Source organism: Streptomyces sp. NPDC004126 (assembly GCF_050275515.1).
Lineage (GTDB): Bacteria > Actinomycetota > Actinomycetes > Streptomycetales > Streptomycetaceae > Streptomyces.
On record NZ_JBNNPF010000011.1, the window covers coordinates 124,131 to 141,238 of the forward strand.

Consider the following 17,108-nt stretch of genomic DNA (forward strand, 5'->3'; position numbering starts at 1 on the left):
GCCGTGCCCGGCGCCCGACCACCCCGTCGTGGCCGTCCCGGGGTCTTCACGCTCCGCGGGATGCCGGGCTGGTCCGCGAGTACTACGCCGACACCACCGCGAAGTTCCCCAAGACCAAGCGCTTCGCGTGACGGTGTAGGCCCGAGCGCCCCTCCGCCTGGTGGAGGGGCGCTCACCGCGATCACGCTCAGGGTGGTGGTGGCGGTGGGGTTCGTGCGGTGTCGGCGGGCCGCCTGGTCACGGGCGTGGATCCGGCGGGGCGGGGGCGTCGTGCGGCCGGGCCGCCGCGAGCCGCAGCGCGTCGAGGACGGCGGCCGCGACGCGCTGTTGGCCGGACGGGGTGAGGTGGACGCCGTCGTCCTCCAGGTGGCCGTGGGCGGCGGCTCGCGTGTCGACCGTGACCTCGGGTTCCGCGAGCAGGAGTTCGGCGACGGCGTCGAGGTCCGCTCCGGACCAGCCGATGCCCGCCCGCCGGAAGTGGACGTAGCGCACGACCCGGTCGGGATCGATGCCGGTCGGGGTGAGCCAGACCCACCGGGCCCCGGTGCGGCGGACCGTCAGGTCGCGCAGGGTCCGCAGGGCGCGGCGGGTCTCGGCAGCGGCGACGAGCGGGACCCCGTCCAGCCGCTGGACGTCGTTCGCCCCCAGCATGCACAGCACCCAGTCGGGCCGCTGGAACGCGAGCATCGGTACGTTCGCCAGGGCCTGGGTCGTCGTACTGCCGGACACGGCCAGGTTGGTGCAGCGGACGTGCTCGGGGAGCAGGTGCCGCAGGATCTCGAACCAGGAGAGCCGGTCGGCGGTGGAGCTCTCCCCGACGGCCACGACGTGCTCGCCGGGCCGGAACGGCAGCGCGGCCGGCTGCGCGGCTGCTCCCGGCGTGGCCGCGAGCGCGGCGGCGGCCGCCCGGTTCCGTGCCGTGAACCGGTCCAGGCGCGCCCGGTAGCCGGCCGTGTCGAGCCCGAACAGGGCTGCCAGCGCGGCCTCGTCGGGGGTGGGGCCGAGGTGGCGCAGGACCTTCTCGGGCTGGTGGAAGCGGAGCATCCGTTCCGCCGGATCAGGGGTGGTCGCAGTGCTCGTCATGGCGGTCAGCCCTCCGTGCGGACGCGGCGGCGCGGGAGCATGAACCCGGCCGCGACCAGCCACAGCAGGCCGGTGAACCGGGCGATCGGCAGCAGCAGGGCGGCGCCGTCGGCCAGCAGGACCAGCGTGGACAGTTCGGCGACCGCCGCGACGGCCAGGCCCGCCACGGCGAGGGCGCGCGGGAGCAGGCCCGCGAGCAGCGCCGGTACGGCGATCCCGGCGACCAGCAGGCCGAGCAGGACGACGTGGGCGGGACCGCCGAGCCCGAAGGTCAGGTAGTGCAGGGCCCGTACGAGGTCACCGCGGGCGGTGACCTCGGGCCGCGACAGTACCCAGGTGACCAGGCCGGAGCACGCGAGGAAGGCCGCGGCGAGGACGCCTCCGGCGAGGGCGATGGTGGCGCCGGGGGCACGGACGCCGAGCTTGTGCAGCCGCGCCGAGACGGTGGCCGCGTAGATCGCGAGCGGCACCGAGGCGGCGAACTGGAGGGCTCCGAGCACGCGGACGGCACCGGTGTGGTCGCGGAAGTAGGAGGTCGCGGTGTCGGTGGAGCCGAAGGGCGAGGGGAAGGGGTGCCCGTCCGCGAGGAGGATGCTGAGCAGGAGCCCGGCGAGGAAGAGGGCGGTGAAGACCACGGCGAGGATGCCGGGCGGCGGCCCGGCCTGCGGGTCGCGGCGGCTGCGTGTCCCCGCGGTGGCGGTGGTGCTGGCGGTGGTCGCGGCGGTGGAGGTCACGGCACAATCCGTTCTCTCAGGTTAATCGTTCACCGGTCAGAATCATTTCCGTGGCTTACGATAGACGCGTGAACAGTCCCCGGCAACCGCATACGACGGGCCCCACCCCGGCCGCCGGGCCGCGCGGGGCCGCGTTCCTGCTCGCCCAGATCGGCGCGCACGCCGCCGGACGCTTCGCCGAACGCGTCGGCCACCTGGGACTGACCCCGGCCGACGTCGGACTGCTGCGCATGATCGCCGGGCAGCCGGGGCGCAGCCAGCGGGCCCTCGCCGAGGACCTGGGCGTCGTACCGAGCCGTGTCGTCACGCTCATCGACACCCTGGAGGGCAAGGGCCTCGTCGAACGGCGGCGCAGTGCGGAGGACCGCCGCAACTACGAACTCCACCTCACGGCGGAGGGCGGACGCACCCTCGGCGCGGTCTCCCGCGCGGCCGCGGCCCATGAGGACGCCCTCCTCGCCGGCCTCGACCCGGAGCAGCGCGCGCACCTGCTCGGCCTGCTCGAACGCATCGCCGCCGAACAGCAGCTGACGCCCGGAGTCCACCCCGGCTACCGCGGCCGCGGCTGAGACCCGTACCGGTCCGGGGAACAAGGGCGGGGTCGGCGGCCGACGGCGAGGACCATGGGTGCGCGGCACCCGACCCGTCATCCACGACGACGCGGAGCGGCCGGGCGACGGCAAGTCGGCTGCAAGTGGGCTGCAACAGGCGTCCGCAGAGTGGGGGTCATGACTTCGAGCAACGCCCCCGAACCCACCGTCCACGCCTACACCCGCGAGATGGCGATGATCCACCAGGTGTTCCGCCGCGAATCGCGCCTGCTCGCCGAGCTCGTCCAGGATGTCCGCCCCGCCGACACCGCCCGCGCCCGGGTGCTCGCCGAGCACTGGCGGCTGTACGCCGTCGGCCTGCACGCCCACCACACCGGCGAGGACGAGATGCTCTGGCCGGTGCTCCTGCCCCACCTGGACCTCGACGCCGAGCAGGTCCTGGCGATGGAGGCGCAGCACCGCGAGCTCGACGAGGGGATCACCGAGGTGCACCGGCTGATGGACCGGTGGCAGGCACAGGCCCTGGCCGCCGACCGCGACGAACTCTCCGACGCCCTGCGCCGGCACCACCGGCAGCTGTGCGCCCATCTCGACGAGGAGGAACGCGAGGTCATGCCGCTGGTCGCGCTCCACGTGAACCAGGAGCAGTGGCAGGCGGTGGGCGAACGGGGCCTGGCCGAGACCCCGAAGAACCGGCTGATGATCGCCCTGGGCGCCATCCTGGAGGACAGCTCACCTCAGGAACGCGAGGAGTTCATGGCCCGGCTGCCCCTTCCGGCCCGGGTGCTGTGGCGGCTGCTGGGGCAGCGGCAGTACCGCCGCGAGACCGACCGGATCCGCGGCGGCCGCGGCACCGCCGCCTGACGCACCGTCCCGCTCCGCCCGCTCCCCCCGCTCCCCCCGCCCCTCCCGCACCGATAGACCGATAGAGGACCCCGCACCGATGCGCATCGGATTCTCCGTCCCCCAGTTCGGCCCCTTCGCCGACCCCGACCGCACCGCCGCGATCTGCGTCGCGCTCGAGGACCTGGGCTGCCACAGCCTCTGGGTGGCCGACCGGCTCCTGGCACCGCTCACCCCCGCCGAGGGATACCCCGGCGGGAAGGAGATGCCCGCCCGGTACGCCACCCACCTCGACCCGCTGCTCGCCCTGGGCCTGGCGGCCACCGTCACCGAACGGGTCCGCCTGGGCAGCAGCACCCTCAACGCCCTGTGGCAGCCGCCCCTGGTGCTCGCCCGGGCGCTGACGACCCTCGACCTGATCAGCCACGGCCGCCTCGACGTCGGCATCGGGCTCGGCTGGATGCGCGAGGAGTACACGGCCGCCGGAGTGCCCTGGCAGGGCCGCGGCGCCAGGCTGGAGGAGACCCTCGACGTCCTCGACGCCGTCTGGCGCTCCGAACGGGTCGCCCACACCGGCCCCCTGTGGACGATCCCCGAGTCGACCGTCCTGCCCAAGCCCCTCCAGAGCCCGAGGCCCCCGGTCCTGCTCGGCGGCTTCACCCCGTACGCCCTGGAGCGGGTCGGCCGGCGCGCCGACGGCTGGCTCGCGGCGTCGATGCCGCTGCCCCACCTCCAGGGGCTGTGGGCCGTCGCCGCCGAGGCCGCCGAGCGGGCCGGCCGGGACCCGGCGGCGCTGCGCCGCGTGTTCCGGCTCAACCCCGAGGTCACCACGGCGGACGCGGACCCGGGGGAGACCCACTTCCGCGGCACCGTCCGCCAGCTCTGCGACCACCTCGCGGTGATGTGCACGCGGGACACCGACGAGGTGCTCGTCGACCTCCAGCTGACCACGGACACGCCCGAGGAGTACCTCGACCTCGCCGCGGAGTTCACGGCGGAACTGGCCTAGCGCCTAGGAACCGTCCGGCGGCCCGTCCAGCTCCGCCAGCCCGGCCCGCGCGGCCTCCGCCCACAGGGGCGAGTCCCACGCGGCGGCCACGCGCGCGGCCTCGTGGAAGTGGCGGCGGGCCCGTTCCGGCCGGTCCAGGAAGCGGGCCAGCTCGCCCAGCGTCTGGGCGACGGGCCGGAAGACGACGCTGAGGCTGCTCGCCCCGCCCGCCATGTCCGCCAGCGGCAGCAACTGCTCGTACACCTCGGCGGCCGCCCCCCGGTCCCGGAAGGCCACGGCGGCCATGCCGCGCAGGCCGGACAGGATGCCGTACGCGAAGTCGCGCCGCAGCGGCACGCGCTGCCCGAAGACCGCCCGGGCCTCGTCGGGGCGGCCCGCGGCCAGCAGCGCGAGCGCGGCGAGCGACTCGTTGTGCGGCTTGTACTGCTCCCACACCACGAGCAGTACGGGCAGCATCTCCGCGAGCCGGCCCTGCTGCAGCCGCATGCACCCGACGCTCAGGGCGGCCAGACCGCTGAGGTCCACCGCCCCCAGGGCCCGCAGCTCCGCCACGGCCGCCCCCAGGTCCCGCTCGGCCTCCTCGAAGCGCCCCTGGGCCATGGCCAGCATCGGCCGGCGCAGCCTGGCCACCGCGAACGCGCCCTGGAGACCGTACGTACGGGCGATCCCGTCGGCGCGCACGAGGCAGCGTTCCATCTCCGCCGGGTCGTTGCGGGAGGCGGCGATCCGGGCGGCGATGTAGGCGCTCATCCACGCGTACTCGGGACCGTCCTGCGCCCCGGCCACCTCCGCGAGCTCCCGGTGCAGCTCCAGGTAGGCGGCGGGTTCCAGCTCGACGTCGACCTTGCGCAGCAGCGACGTCAGCGTCAGCCCCCGCAGCCGGGGGTCCCCCGTGGCGCGGGCGAGGTCCACGGCCCGGCGGGCCACGGCCACCGCGCGGGGGTCGGTGTCGTCGAGGGCGTCCGACAGCTGGTCCAGCAGCAGGCACCGCGTGCGGTCGTCCGGCCCCGAGTCCGCCGGCAGCCCGCCCAGCAGCCCGCCCAGCTCCTCGACGGCCTCCGGATCGGACGCCGCGTACGGGCGCACGCGCCACGGCGTCGGCTCCGTCCACGTCGAGTACGCGGCGGTCAGCAGGTCGGGCCGGCCCTCCGCACGGGCCACCCGTACCGCCTGCTCCTGCGCCTCGCGCGCCGGCACCACCGCCCCCATCCGGATCCGGCAGTCCACCAGCTGCCCCAGCAGCACCACCCGCAGCAGGGCCGCGTCCTGGTCGGCGAAGGCCGCCGGATGGTCGTCGAGCAGGCCGAGGGCCGCGCCCAGCAGGGCCTCGGCGTTCTGCGGGGCGTAGCGGCGCACCGCCTGCTCGCCCGCCAGCCGGGCGTGACGCACCGCCGGCCCGGCGTCGGCCGACACGACCGGGGCCGCCCGCAGCAGGTGGTGGGCGGTGGCGGCGACGTCGTCCGAACCGAGGGCGATCAGGCCCCGGCCCAGCCGGGAGTGCATCCGGGCCAGCCGCAGCCGCGTGAGCTCGCCCTCCAGGGCGTCCCGCACGAGGGCGTGCGTGAAGCGGACCGTACCCGGACGCGGCTCGGTGAGCAGACCGGCCGTCACCCCCGCGTCCAGGGCGTCGAGGAGCTGCTCGCCGTCGCCGTCCGAGGCGTGCAGGAGCAGGGCGACCGGAGCCTCCCGGCCGGCGACCGCCGCCAGCCGCAGTCCGGCCGCCACGGCCGGCGCGAGCAGCGCCAGCCGCCGCCGCAGCACGTCCTGCACCCCCTGCGGGACCCGGGCGAGCGCCTGCTCCTCGCCCTCACCGGCCAGCAGCAGCGAACTCTCCCGCAGGTGGAAGGGGTTGCCCCCGGCCCGCTCGGCCAGCGCCACGGCCGCGTGCTCGCTCATCCCGGCCGCGCCGCGCCGCAGCAGCTCCTTGGCCTGGTCCGCCGACAGCCCGCCGAGCGCCAGCCGTACGGGCGAGCAGGCCGCCAGCCGGGCCAGCGCCCCGGTCAGATCGCCCTCACCGGTCCGGTACGAGCCGACCAGCAGCAGCGGTACGTCGCGCAGCCGCTCCGCGCACAGCAGGAACAGCTCGACGCTCTCCTGGTCGCCCCGGTGCAGGTCGTCCAGCACGACGGCCAGCGGCCGCCGCCGGGCGACGTCCCGCAGCCAGCCGAGCAGCGCCCTGTGCAGCCGGAAGCGCCGCGCCGGGCTGCCGTCCGGCTGCGCGGAGCCGCCCGCCGCGCCCGGCGCCAGCAGCGGGGCGAGCTCGTCGGCGTACGGGCCCGGCGGAGCGTCCTCGGCCAGGCCGGGCAGCATCTCGAACCAGGCCCACCCGGGCGGGGCGCCGTCGGTCTCCGGACACTGCCCGGCACCGACCAGCCAGCCCTGCGGCGGCAGTTGGCGTACGACGGCCTCCAGGAGGCTCGACTTCCCGATGCCCGCCTCACCGGAGATCAGCACCACCTGCGCCCGGCCCGCCCGCGCCCGGTCCGCGGCGGCGGCGAGAGCGGCCAGCTCCCCGTCACGGCCCAGCAGCCGGTCGGCGTCCAGCACTGTCCCCGCGCCCGCGCCTGTGACCGCGTCCGCTGTCGGCCCCGCCTCCGCCTCCGCCGCGACGCCGGCCACCCGGACGGCCCCTTCTGCGGGATCACCGGCCGGGGCGGGCGTCCCGGTGGCCCGGTGGAGCACGTCCAGCCGCTGGTGCAGCAGGGCCTGCTCCAGTTCCAGCAGGGCCGGCCCGGGCTCGACGCCGAGTTCCTCGCCGAGGACCCGGCGGGCCTGCCGCAGCGAGGCGAGGGCGTCCCCCTGCCGGTCACGGGCCCACAACGCGAGGGCCAGCAGCCGCCAGCCCTCCTCGTGCAGCGGCCGCTCCCGGGTCAGCGCGCCCGCCTCGGCGAGGGCCTGCGCGGCCTGCCCGCAGCCCAGCCGGGCCGCGGCGAGCCGTTCGCGGGCGCTGCGGTGCACCTCGTCCAGGCGGGCACGCTCACCGGCGGTCCACGGCTCGTCCGAGAACTCCGCGTAGGGCTCGCCGCCCCAGGCCGCGAGCGCCCCGGCCAGCCCCTCGACGACGGCGCCGGCGGGCACCTCCCGCGCCGAACAGGCCGCCACCCGCTCCTCGAACACCCAGGCGTCGACGGCACCGGGCTCCACGGCGAGGGCGTAACCGTACGGCGCGCTCACCAGCACCCGCGCGGGCGTACGCGGCGCACGCCCCGGTTCGAGGACGCGCCGCAGGCGCGCGATGTAGGCGTGGAGCGAGGCCTGCGCGCTCGACGGAACACGGGCCGGCCACAACCGCTCGATGATCAGCTCGGTGGGCACGACCGCCCCGCGCGCGAGCAGCAGCTGGACCAGAACCATCCGGGCGAGCCGGCCGCCCGCGTCGACCGCACGCCCGCCGACCTCGACCCGGAACGAGCCGAGCACCTTCAATGTGACCATGACAAGCACATCGTAGATCGCCGTGAAAGGGCCCAAGTACCGCGGCACCACCCGCTGCCGGCCTACGGCGTGGCGGGAAGCCGGATCGTGACGAGGAGACCCCCGCTGGGGCGGGGCGTGAGGTCGAGGGTCCCGTCGTGTGCCCGGACGATGCTGTGCACGATGGCCAGCCCGAGGCCGACACCGGCGTGCTCGTCGGTGCGGATGCGTGTCGTTCCGCGTTGGAAGGGTTCGGTGAGGGTCGGCACCAGTTCCGGTGGGAGCCGATGGCCGCTGTTCTCGACCCGCAGCACGCTCGCGCCGTGCTGCGCTTCGGTGTGGACCGTTACGGCGCCGTCGGCGGGGAGGTTGTGGACGACGGCGTTCTGGACGAGGTTCGTCACCATCCGCAGCAGGAGCGCCGCGGAGCCGACGGTCCGTGCCTCCTCGCCGGTGACGTTGAGCGTGATCCGGCGCTGCTCGGCGAGGGGGAGCAGCGTTTCGGCGGCTTCTTCGGCGAGGAGGGACAGGTCGACGGGCTCGCGGGCGAAGCTCCTGCGGTCGGCGCGGGTGAGCAGCAGCAGGGCCTCGGTGAGGTCGATCGCCCGCGTGTTGACGGTGTGGAGGCGTTCGATGAGTTCGCCCCGGTCCCGTGTGGGGTCGTTGCGGGCGACGTCGAGGAGTGTCCGGGAGATGGCCAGAGGGGTGCGGAGTTCGTGGGAGGCGTTCGCGGCGAACCGTTGCTGTTCGCCGAGGTGGGACTGGATCTGTTCGAGCATGGTGTCGAACATGTCGGCGAGTTCGCGGAATTCGTCCGTGCGGCCTTCCATGCGGATCCGGTGGGACAGCGATCCGTTCGAGGCCATCCGTGCCGCGTCCGCGATCCGTGTGAGCGGTGCGAGCATCCGGCCGGCGAGGACCCATCCTCCCAGGAGGCCGAACACCAGGAGGAAGGCCATCGCCGTGGCCGCGGCGGGGGCGAAGACGCGCACGAGGAGGTAGCGGTTGGGCGCGACCCCGAGAAGCCCCTTGGGGCTGTCCGGTACGTAGCGCAGCAGGAACACCCGTACCACGGCCAGCAGGAGAGCGCCGGCGAGGAGGAGGAACCCGGCGTAGCTGATGGTGAGTTTCAGCCGGGCGCTGAGCCCTGGGCGTCTAGTCATGAGGGTTGCCGGTGTCGATCCGGTAGCCGACGCCGGGCACCGTGGCGATGAGCCCGGGTTCGCCGAGTCGTTTGCGCAGGGCGGAGACGGTGATGCGGACGGCGTTGGTGAAGGGGTCGGCGTTCTGGTCCCAGGCCCGCTCCAGGAGTTCTCCGGCGCTGATGACACCGCCTTCGGCGGCGAGGAGGACTTCGAGTACGGCGAACTGCTTGCGGGTGAGAGCGACGTAGCGTCCGTCACGGAAGACCTCCCGGCGGAAGGGGTCCAGCCGCAGGCCCGCGATCTCGCGGACCGGGGGCCGGGCGTAAGCGCGCCTGCGGTCGAGTGCCCGCAGCCGCATGACGAGCTCGCGGAGCTCGAACGGCTTGGTGAGGTAGTCGTCGGCGCCGAGTCCGAACCCGGAGGCCTTGTCGTCGATCCGGTCGGCGGCGGTGAGCATGAGGATCGGGACACCGCTGCCGGAGGCGACGATCCGCCGGGCGACCTCGTCACCGGAAGGGCCGGGAATGTCGCGATCAAGAACAACGATGTCGTAGACGTTGATGCTCAGCAGTTCCAGAGCGGTGTCGCCGTCACCCGCGATGTCGGCGGCGATCGCTTCCAGCCGGAGACCGTCACGGACGGCTTCGGCCAGGTAGCGCTCGTCCTCCACGATCAGCACACGCATCCCCGAAGCCTAAGCGGCACGGCATATCGCCGGCATATGGAGCATGCCTCAACGGATGTGACGGCGAGCCACGTATCGCGGGCGTATCGAAAACCGCATACGCCACCGCAACGGTCCTCCGTCTTCAGTGGAGGCATCGACCGCAGCAGACCCGCAACGGTCGGCTTCTCGATCGGGAAAGGATCGTGATCATGAACTCGGATTCCGTACGCGCTGTCGACCGGCGGCGGCTGCTCGGGTGGGGCGGGTTGGTGGCCGCCGGCGTGGTGGCGGCCGGCGCGCCGCCGGCGGGCGCCCGACCCGGCCACGCCGCAGCCGGGGGACAGCACCGTCCGGCCCCGTCCGGCCCCGACGTCCCACCGGACACCCGGCCCGGCGGAGCCTACGACCGGTACGTGGCGAAGCTGGCCGCCGAGGGCAGGTTCTCCGGCGTGGTGCTGTTGTCGCACCAGGGCCGGACGGTGCTGTCGCGCAGCTACGGCACGGCCGACGAGGAGAAGGGGATCCGCAACCACGAGGACGTCGCGTTCAGCCTCGGCTCGGCGGGCAAGCCGTTCGAAGCGGTGGCCGTCCTGCAGCTGGCCCAGCAGGGCAGGCTGCGCCTGTCGGACACGGTGGGCAAGCACCTGACCGGCTTCGCTAAGGACATCGCCGATCGGGTGAACATCCACCACCTGCTGTCCGGCACCTCCGGGCTGGACAGCCCGGACGGGGACGTGCAACGCACCTTCCAGAGCCGGGACGAGGTGCACCAGTACTACGAGCAGCGGGCCCGGCAGGCGAAACCGCTGGGCGTCCCGGGTACCACCGGCACCGCTCACGCGGAGGCGGAGGTCACCATTGCCGCGCTGTTGGTGGAGGCCGTCACAGGCACGACGTACTGGGACTACGTCGAGGAACACATCTTCGAGCGCTGCGGCATGACCGGCTCGGCGTTCTACACCAGGCCGCAGTGGCTCACCGACCGGCACATCGCGCACCCGTACATGACGCTGGCCGACGGGAGCCGGGTCGACGCCGTCCGCAACCTCGACAAGAGCAGCCCGAACTCGGAGGTACTCGGCAGGAATCCGGGCCGCGCCTTCATCGATGCCCCCGGGGACGGCGGCTTCGCCACCGCCTCGGATCTGGTCCGGTTCGCGCACGCGCTGGGCGACGGCACGCTCCTGGACCGGCCCTGGGCCGACGTGCTCACCGGGGCCAAGATCCCCCACGGACCGGCGTCGTTCGGCGCCTACGGGATTTCGGTCTCCATCGTCAACGGCCAGTGGGTGTACCAGCGCGCCGGAGCCAACCCCGGCGTCGCCGCCAACTGGACCGTCTACCCGTACACCGGCTGGGTCGGCGTCATCCTCGGCAACGTCGACGGCGTGCCGCTGCGGGACATGATCGGGCGGGAGACCCAGGCCGTCACCGGGGCCGCGCCCGGCGGCGGGTCAGGTGGCTGAGGCGGCCGGCCTTCAGGAACCGGGGTACACCCGGACGACCGTGCGGGCAGCGGAAGCGGAGGCAGTGTGATCATCAAGGGATGGCACGGCTGGGTCGGTACGTTCACCGGCGTGGCCCTCATCACGGTGGCCGTACTGCCGTTGGCCGCGCTGACGGTGGCGCTTCTGGCACGTCGCCGGAGGGCCACCGGCACCGCGCGGGCGTGGGCGGTGTCGCTGGCCGAGGTCGGCATCGTCTACGGGACGCTGCCGTGGGTATGGATGATCATGCTGCCGGGCGGCCGGGCCGGCACCGTCCCCCCGCGAGTGAGCCCGGTGCCGCTGCGGGACCTGCTCGCGACCCTCGCAGGCGACCCGCTGACGGCGACGGTCCAGGTCGTCGGCAACCTGTTGGTCTTCGCGGCGCTGGGGTTCCTCGCCCCGCTGCGGTTCGCGGCGCTGGCGTCGCTACCGCGGATCCTGGCGCTCGGCGCGGGCTGCTCGATCCTGGTCGAGACCGCACAGTACGCCCTGCGGCTGGACCGGGTGTCCTCCGTGGACGACGTACTGCTCAACGCCGCCGGCGCCGGGCTGGCCGCACTGGCGTCGCACCGCTGGTGGCCCACTACGCCCAGAGCGCCGTCGACCCGCCCCCGACCGGCCCCGGCACGGGGCCCCACCACCCCGCCCAAGCAACCGGTCGGCTCGGGCCTGGGTCGTGGTCGCGGGCGGTGGTGGAGGCCGCCGACCCGGAGGCGGTGCGGGCGCCCGGCCCGACCCCGCCACGGTCCCTGACCCCCGCTCGAACACGGCGTCGGTGTTCGTCCCGTTCTCCACCCGGCGATATGGCCGAATTCCCGGTTGCCGTTGCCGTTGCCGTAGGAATGGCCCGCGATATCAACCGCGGGCCGGTGATCCCGCGCCGCGGTAAGGAGCCGCCTTTCGCCGCGCGGGGACCGGAATACGGCTAACCCATCAGGGGCGAGTTCGTGAGCTGCCAGGTGATGGGGCCCTTGGTGTCGCCCGCGATGTCGTACACGACGGTCGCGCCGGCGGACCACTGCTTCTTCGGGTCGAGTGCCGCCGACGGGGTCAGGCAGTCCAGGTTGCCGATGTCGATCGAGTTGATGCGGCTCGTGACGTCACAGGTCCTGCTGGTGACCACGGTGTCGGTACCGCCTGGTACCCGGCCCTCCAGGCGGACGGTCACCTTGAACGAGCTGAAGCGCTTGCTCCGGTCGATCTGGCCGTCGTGGGTGAAGCTCCAGTTGACGTCGGTCTTTCCTCGGACCTTGCCGCCCGGGACCGCCTCGATGCAGGTCGGAACGTACATCACCGCCTCGGGGATGCCGCCGGGCATCGACTGGATCCGGCTGTTCTCGATCGTCGTGCACGTCTCCGCCGCGCTGGCGGACTGCGAAACGGAGATGACCCCGGAGAAGGCGACTACGGCAGCGCCGACTGCAGAGGCCCGAAAAAGGCTACGGTTCATGGCTTGATTTCCCCCCATGGAAGTACGGAACAATGGCTGTACGCCTCGCAAGACAGCGAATGCGGCCCCGCCGCTCCCCCTCCGGAACGGTGATATGAGCGGGTGGTCCGGAGCCGCCAATGAAGTTGATCTTAGGTGATTACATCGCCCCTGGACAAACAGAAAAGCATTTCGGATCGGGCAGCGAAACCGCTTGGACGCGCGGCCTCCGTCGTACGAGGCGGTCAGGTCAGGGAGCGGTGCCGCGGGCGGGAAGTCCTCGGCGCGCTGGAGCAGGTCGATGCCGGGCTGGAGGACCGTGCCGCCCCGGCCCGCGCTGCGGGGGCCGGGGCGCGGAGGCCTTGGGGGAGCCGTTGTGGTGCCGGGCCGCGGGTGACCGCGGTGGCGGCCGGCCACCTCGTGCGTGCGGGTCTGTTGGCCCGCCTCGGCGAGGACCTGGGGTTTCCCGACGTCGACCGGACCAGGTGCCGGGGGCGTGGCGGATGTAGACGATGCGCAGCGGGGAGCCGTTGCGGGCGGCGACGTCGTACTCGTGCACCAGGTGCTGCTTGAGGGCGGAGCGGACGGCCGGGGTCACCGGCCTGTCGGGCAGCCGGGACGGGAACGGCAGGAACTTTGCGCCGTTGACGGTGGTGTGCTGCAGGGCCTGCCTCGGCCGGAAGCGGGAGGCGTTCGTCGCGCTGTGGTCGCGCAGGGTCCGGGTGTGAGCGGCGTAGTACGCCTTCGCGGTCTCGGACAGGGGCATGGACGGATCTCCTTCGGATCAGAAGCCGAGGTCGAGGTGGACCGTGATGGGGATGCGGTGGCCGCCGTGGTTGCGGCGCGGGTTGGACGGTGCGCTTGTGCGCGGAACCGATGATGCGGGCCTCCGGCGGGAGGCTGTCGTCGTTGAGGCAGTGGAGCAGCTGTTCGTCGTCGAGTTCGTCCAAGCGCTCGTTGAACAGGGCGGGGCGCCCCGCCTGCCTCGCCATGCTGAACTCCCCGCACGCCAAGACCCGGAGCCGGCCACCTGCGGGGACACGCACTCCGGCTGGTCGCTCGTGCCGGCGCCCCACCGCGCGCCGCCGCCCAGCAGCTGCGGCAGGTCCTGGCGCTGCTGATGGAAGATGGCCGAAGGGCCCATCACGCCGGCCGTCACCGAGTGGGTCGACTTCCGCGCGGCCGCGCACGCCAGCCCAGCACGTCCCGGGCACGTACGACGCAGGGGCGTCTGGCGTGTCCGTGGCCGTGTGCGCCCGGCGTAGGAAGATCTGCTTCGTTCCGGCATGTGGAGCTCGACCCACGGGATTTGGGCGGGTGGGTGCCCGCGCCGCAGACTTCCTCTCGTGACGACACCTTCCCGCGAGCGAGGCCTCGGCCGAGGCGTTGCCCAGCTCATTCCCCAGTCCCCGGCCGCGCCGGCCGAACAAGCGGCGGCAGCCCTCGCGGCGCTCCTGACCGTGCCCGTGCACGTCGGTGTGCTCCAGGCGGCCGTCGTCCTCCTCGACGCCACCACCTGCCAGTCCGACGACGGCCAGCTCCGCGCGGCCGCCCAGGCCACCGTCGCTCACCTCCGCAAGTCCATGGAGACCTCGCCCGCCCCCGGTCCCGGAGCGAGCGGTGTGGGCCCTTCCCCGGACGACAGCGACTGGCTCTCCGTGCTGACGCCGAGAGCACCCGAGTAGGACCTCCGGCCACGTCGTGGCCGGTGCATCCGGGCGGGCGGGCCCGGCCGCACGCCTCGGCCCGAGGTCGCCGTCGTCCGTCCGGAAGACCGTCGGGAGGACGACGGCGGCTGAGCGGGGGCGGCGCGGAACCGTTGAGGCCCACCCCGTACCGGGGTGGGCCTCCTCGCTGTGTGCTTCAGCGCCTGTTCCACTGGACGTCCTCGCCGAGCGCCTTGCCGAGCGGCCCGCCGAGGGACGTACGAATGAGCACCGGGCAAAGCCCTCCGGGCCGCGTTCGCCCCCGTCAACGGGGAGTCCGGGACAGGGTGGTGGCGGTGACCGCCACCTGCACAGCAGGCTGCTTATCGGCACCAAGCTTCCGTTCGGGGAGCGGTCACTGTGACCGCTCCCCGAACCCGTTTCGCGGCGGCTGTCACTGGAATCGGGCCTCTACCTGCGGAAACGGGGATATGGAAAAGTCGCTTCAAGCTGCCGCTGAGCACGCAGTCCCGCCGGCTGTCAGTTGCCTCGGAGCAGGCGTTCGAGTTCGCGGCGGGCGGCTTCCTCGGTCAGCCCGAGCGCGGCCGCGGCCTGCGCCGGGGTCGAATCCTGCTGGGCGTGGCGGGCCGCCCAGTACCCGACTCCGCCGACCGTGGTCTCGATCCTGCGCACCGCGCGGATCGCGGCAAGGGGCGAGGTTTCGGCGAGTTTGCCGATCTCGGCTTCCAGCCGGTCCAGGAGGCTGGTGACCGTCTCGGGCAGCGGAATGGTGGTGGCTTCGACGGCGGAGGTGTGGCCGTCCCAGTCCTGGCAGCACGCGTCCGCCTGTTCGTCGGCGGCGTCTTCCAGGTCCTGCTCACCGATCGCTTCCCAGTCCAGGGGGTGCTCCGGACCGGTCCACCCGCACGAGCACACGCCGCGGAGCGCGGCCGCGCGGGGGATGTGGGGGAGGCGGCCGTCGTAGACGGACCAGTGGGAACTCTCGTGCACGTCCGGGCCCGACCCGGTGTCGAAGAGCGCCGGCCGCGGGACGCTGCCGTCGGCCAGGAGGACTCCGACCGAGCCCTCGTGGGAGCGGCCGAACTCCTCCGCCGTCCAGGTCTCCCGGTCATCCCTCATGCTGTCACCCTGCTTCCGCGTGGCGGGCCGCCACGATGACAGGCCCCTGCCACGAACATGGCGTACGTGCAACGGCGCGGTCAGAGGAACGGGGAAAGTTTCCCCTGCCGTCCTGCGCTGGGCCTGGAAGGTACGCACTGCTACCACCCGAACCCGGGTCCGGTCCGGTCCCCGGACGGCGGGGAGCCGGGCTGTCAGTCGGTGCAGGGGCCGATCGGTGTCGGGGCGCAGTTGGTGGGGATGTTGTCGGTGACGGTGGTGGTGCCGGTGAGGTTGAAGATGCCGCCGGGGCGGCCGGTGCGGGCGGAGTTGCGGGTCACGGGGCTGTCGCGGACGGTCAGGATGGCGCCGCGGTTGGCGAGGCCACCGCCTCCGTCATCGCCGAAGGAGCGGTTGGCGACCCGCTTTCGAGGCGTTCAGTGGTCGATGCCGAAGCGCTGCTGGGCGTCGGACGGTCACTGTGACCGTTCTCCGAACGATTCGTTCCGCGACCGCCAAGCCCCCATTACGCACCGCCGGGAGCAGTAGACGACGTCCGAACGCCGATCCACGCCGGCCGGCCACCCAGGCCGTCCCGCACTCGGGACACGTCACCCGACCCGCCCCGTTCAACTCCGCCCGCCGTCACCCGGCGCCTCCCTCACTGGAGCACGACGGTGACGCCCTTCTCGCGCAGAATGTTCACGGTCTCCTCGAAGTAGGACCGGCCGCCGAGGTGGGCCAGGACATGTCCGGCGAGGGCGCGGCGGGCGATGTCGGCGTGGTGCCAGACGAGGGTGAACGGGGGGACGACGGAGGGCCCGCCGCACAGGCTGTCCGCGACCGAGTCCAGACATCTGCCGTAGTTGGCGCCAGGGCCGAGCAGGGCTTCGCCGAGCGCCAGGAGCAAGCCGCTCCTGTCGGTGACGTGCTCTCCGTCCAGGTGGTACGTCCCGCCGGAGTGGCCCTGCAGCCCGTACGGGCCGACGCGGGTGAGGGCCAGCCACTCGGACCGGCCCTCGGCGTCGAACTCTGCCCACTGGTTGGGCCGCGTGGGAACACCGCCGGACCAGATCTCCCAGACCGCGCGGGCGGCCAGGGTGGGGCGGTCGTCACCGGGGTCGGTGACGGTGACGTCGATCAGGGCTCCGCCGAGGACGGATGGGCGTGCCTCGACGGTGCCCAGGTCGAGGCGGTACCCGGTCATCGTCCGGCCGTGGCGATCGAGGCGCCGGAGCGTGACCGGGCCGCCCTCCTGCGGAAGGGGACGACACAGCAGGGCCTGGAGTGGTGCGGCGGGTTCGCAGCCGATCAGGTGCACGGGCTGGGCGGGTCGCTGCGGGCGCGGGGTGAACAGGCCGTCGACGGAACGGCAACCGCCCGATGGGCTGTCCCCCCGGATCGAGGGGAACCACAGGTCGAACCGCGGACTCGAAGGCAGCCGCTTGCTGCCCCGGTAGTCGTCCTCCCTGACGCCGGCGCCCACGACGATGTCCACGCGCCCGGGATCGCCCGGCGTGGGCCACTGGGCCAGGACAGCCGTGTCCTCCAGGTCCCAGAAGCGGGACGGCCCGCCGTGCGAGGGATCCACAGGCTCGATCGAGAGCATTCCGTCCCCCAGCAGCCGCATCGGTTCGGCGCCGGCCGCCACGGCCCGGACCAGCAGGCTCTCGCGCGGGCAGCCGCGCAGCGTCAGGACCTCGCGCGGCAGCGGAGGCGCGTCCATGAACAGGCCCTCGACCTCCGCGCACCGCCCCCACAGCACGCCTTCCTCCTCGCCGTCGAGGTCCTCCCGCACCAGGAGATACCGGACCGGGAAGTCCCGCTCCCACCCCGCATGTTCCTCGGACCGCACGCTTCTCCCCTGCTGCCAGGCTGTCTCGGCGCGCCAACCCTACGACTTGCTGACGCCGAAGCCCTCCGAATATCGCTTGCTCGGAATGACGCTCCCCGCCAGTCGGGGGGTCGCCGCCGGACCGAC

At 73.5% G+C, this 17,108-nt stretch carries 16 protein-coding genes; 6 read left to right on the plus strand and 10 right to left on the minus strand.

Annotation, left to right across the window (positions count from 1 at the left end; all coding sequences use genetic code 11):
- Nucleotides 1-237: 237 nt before the first annotated feature.
- Together ACQKM2_RS13505 and ACQKM2_RS13510 are read right to left on the minus strand one after the other, a co-directional pair.
- On the minus strand, nucleotides 238-1,083 hold the full coding sequence (locus tag ACQKM2_RS13505) for an SGNH/GDSL hydrolase family protein (protein WP_427709232.1): 846 nt from the start codon (nucleotides 1,081-1,083) through the stop codon (nucleotides 238-240).
- A gap of 5 nt (nucleotides 1,084-1,088) precedes the next feature.
- Nucleotides 1,089-1,817, minus strand: a complete 729-nt coding sequence (locus ACQKM2_RS13510) for a hypothetical protein (RefSeq protein ID WP_427709234.1) — start codon at nucleotides 1,815-1,817, stop codon at nucleotides 1,089-1,091.
- Between the two features lie 68 nt (nucleotides 1,818-1,885).
- Here ACQKM2_RS13510 and ACQKM2_RS13515 point away from each other — a divergent pair, with 68 nt between their 5' ends.
- The 3 genes from ACQKM2_RS13515 to ACQKM2_RS13525 all read left to right on the plus strand — a co-directional run bounded on the left by ACQKM2_RS13515 (nucleotide 1,886) and on the right by ACQKM2_RS13525 (nucleotide 4,220).
- Nucleotides 1,886-2,386, plus strand: coding sequence for a MarR family winged helix-turn-helix transcriptional regulator (locus tag ACQKM2_RS13515; protein WP_427709236.1), 501 nt, complete (start codon nucleotides 1,886-1,888; stop codon nucleotides 2,384-2,386).
- A 159-nt stretch (nucleotides 2,387-2,545) separates the two neighbouring features.
- Nucleotides 2,546-3,232: a hemerythrin domain-containing protein gene (locus tag ACQKM2_RS13520; protein WP_427709238.1), complete on the plus strand. Its 687-nt coding sequence runs from the start codon at nucleotides 2,546-2,548 to the stop codon at nucleotides 3,230-3,232.
- A 79-nt stretch (nucleotides 3,233-3,311) separates the two neighbouring features.
- Nucleotides 3,312-4,220, plus strand: coding sequence for a TIGR03619 family F420-dependent LLM class oxidoreductase (locus ACQKM2_RS13525; protein WP_427709240.1), 909 nt, complete (start codon nucleotides 3,312-3,314; stop codon nucleotides 4,218-4,220).
- Between the two features lie 3 nt (nucleotides 4,221-4,223).
- Here the strand turns inward: ACQKM2_RS13525 and ACQKM2_RS13530 are convergent, their stop codons facing one another.
- From ACQKM2_RS13530 to ACQKM2_RS13540, 3 genes are all read right to left on the minus strand, one after another.
- Nucleotides 4,224-7,655 carry a BTAD domain-containing putative transcriptional regulator gene (locus tag ACQKM2_RS13530; protein ID WP_427709242.1) on the minus strand — a complete coding sequence of 1,144 codons (3,432 nt, stop codon included), beginning with the start codon at nucleotides 7,653-7,655 and terminating at the stop codon, nucleotides 4,224-4,226.
- Between the two features lie 62 nt (nucleotides 7,656-7,717).
- Nucleotides 7,718-8,797: a sensor histidine kinase gene (locus ACQKM2_RS13535; protein WP_427709244.1), complete on the minus strand. Its 1,080-nt coding sequence runs from the start codon at nucleotides 8,795-8,797 to the stop codon at nucleotides 7,718-7,720.
- Entirely contained in the window at nucleotides 8,790-9,464 is a 675-nt protein-coding gene (locus ACQKM2_RS13540; RefSeq protein ID WP_427709246.1) for a response regulator transcription factor, read from the minus strand. The genes ACQKM2_RS13535 and ACQKM2_RS13540 overlap by 8 nt, the downstream gene beginning before the upstream one ends.
- A 191-nt stretch (nucleotides 9,465-9,655) precedes the next feature.
- Here ACQKM2_RS13540 and ACQKM2_RS13545 point away from each other — a divergent pair, with 191 nt between their 5' ends.
- Together ACQKM2_RS13545 and ACQKM2_RS13550 are read left to right on the plus strand one after the other, a co-directional pair.
- Complete coding sequence (locus tag ACQKM2_RS13545; RefSeq protein ID WP_427709248.1) at nucleotides 9,656-10,912, plus strand: serine hydrolase domain-containing protein; 1,257 nt, start codon at nucleotides 9,656-9,658, stop codon at nucleotides 10,910-10,912.
- A 66-nt stretch (nucleotides 10,913-10,978) separates the two neighbouring features.
- Complete coding sequence (locus ACQKM2_RS13550) at nucleotides 10,979-11,686, plus strand: VanZ family protein (protein WP_427709250.1); 708 nt, start codon at nucleotides 10,979-10,981, stop codon at nucleotides 11,684-11,686.
- A 172-nt stretch (nucleotides 11,687-11,858) separates the two neighbouring features.
- Here the strand turns inward: ACQKM2_RS13550 and ACQKM2_RS13555 are convergent, their stop codons facing one another.
- Together ACQKM2_RS13555 and ACQKM2_RS13560 are read right to left on the minus strand one after the other, a co-directional pair.
- Entirely contained in the window at nucleotides 11,859-12,383 is a 525-nt protein-coding gene (locus tag ACQKM2_RS13555; RefSeq protein WP_427709381.1) for a hypothetical protein, read from the minus strand.
- 229 nt (nucleotides 12,384-12,612) lie between these two features.
- Complete coding sequence (locus ACQKM2_RS13560) at nucleotides 12,613-13,128, minus strand: hypothetical protein (protein ID WP_427709383.1); 516 nt, start codon at nucleotides 13,126-13,128, stop codon at nucleotides 12,613-12,615.
- A gap of 580 nt (nucleotides 13,129-13,708) precedes the next feature.
- Here ACQKM2_RS13560 and ACQKM2_RS13565 point away from each other — a divergent pair.
- The gene (locus ACQKM2_RS13565; protein WP_427709252.1) at nucleotides 13,709-14,047 is read left to right on the plus strand and encodes a hypothetical protein; all 339 of its coding nucleotides are present in this window, start codon (nucleotides 13,709-13,711) and stop codon (nucleotides 14,045-14,047) included.
- A 501-nt stretch (nucleotides 14,048-14,548) separates the two neighbouring features.
- Here the strand turns inward: ACQKM2_RS13565 and ACQKM2_RS13570 are convergent.
- From ACQKM2_RS13570 to ACQKM2_RS13580, 3 genes are all read right to left on the minus strand, one after another.
- Nucleotides 14,549-15,148 carry a hypothetical protein gene (locus tag ACQKM2_RS13570; RefSeq protein ID WP_427709254.1) on the minus strand — a complete coding sequence of 200 codons (600 nt, stop codon included), beginning with the start codon at nucleotides 15,146-15,148 and terminating at the stop codon, nucleotides 14,549-14,551.
- Nucleotides 15,149-15,342: 194 nt separating this feature from the next.
- On the minus strand, nucleotides 15,343-15,468 hold the full coding sequence (locus ACQKM2_RS13575; protein WP_427709256.1) for a hypothetical protein: 126 nt from the start codon (nucleotides 15,466-15,468) through the stop codon (nucleotides 15,343-15,345).
- Nucleotides 15,469-15,788: 320 nt separating this feature from the next.
- The gene (locus ACQKM2_RS13580; protein ID WP_427709258.1) at nucleotides 15,789-16,982 is read right to left on the minus strand and encodes a barstar family protein; all 1,194 of its coding nucleotides are present in this window, start codon (nucleotides 16,980-16,982) and stop codon (nucleotides 15,789-15,791) included.
- Between the last annotated feature and the right edge of the window lie 126 nt (nucleotides 16,983-17,108).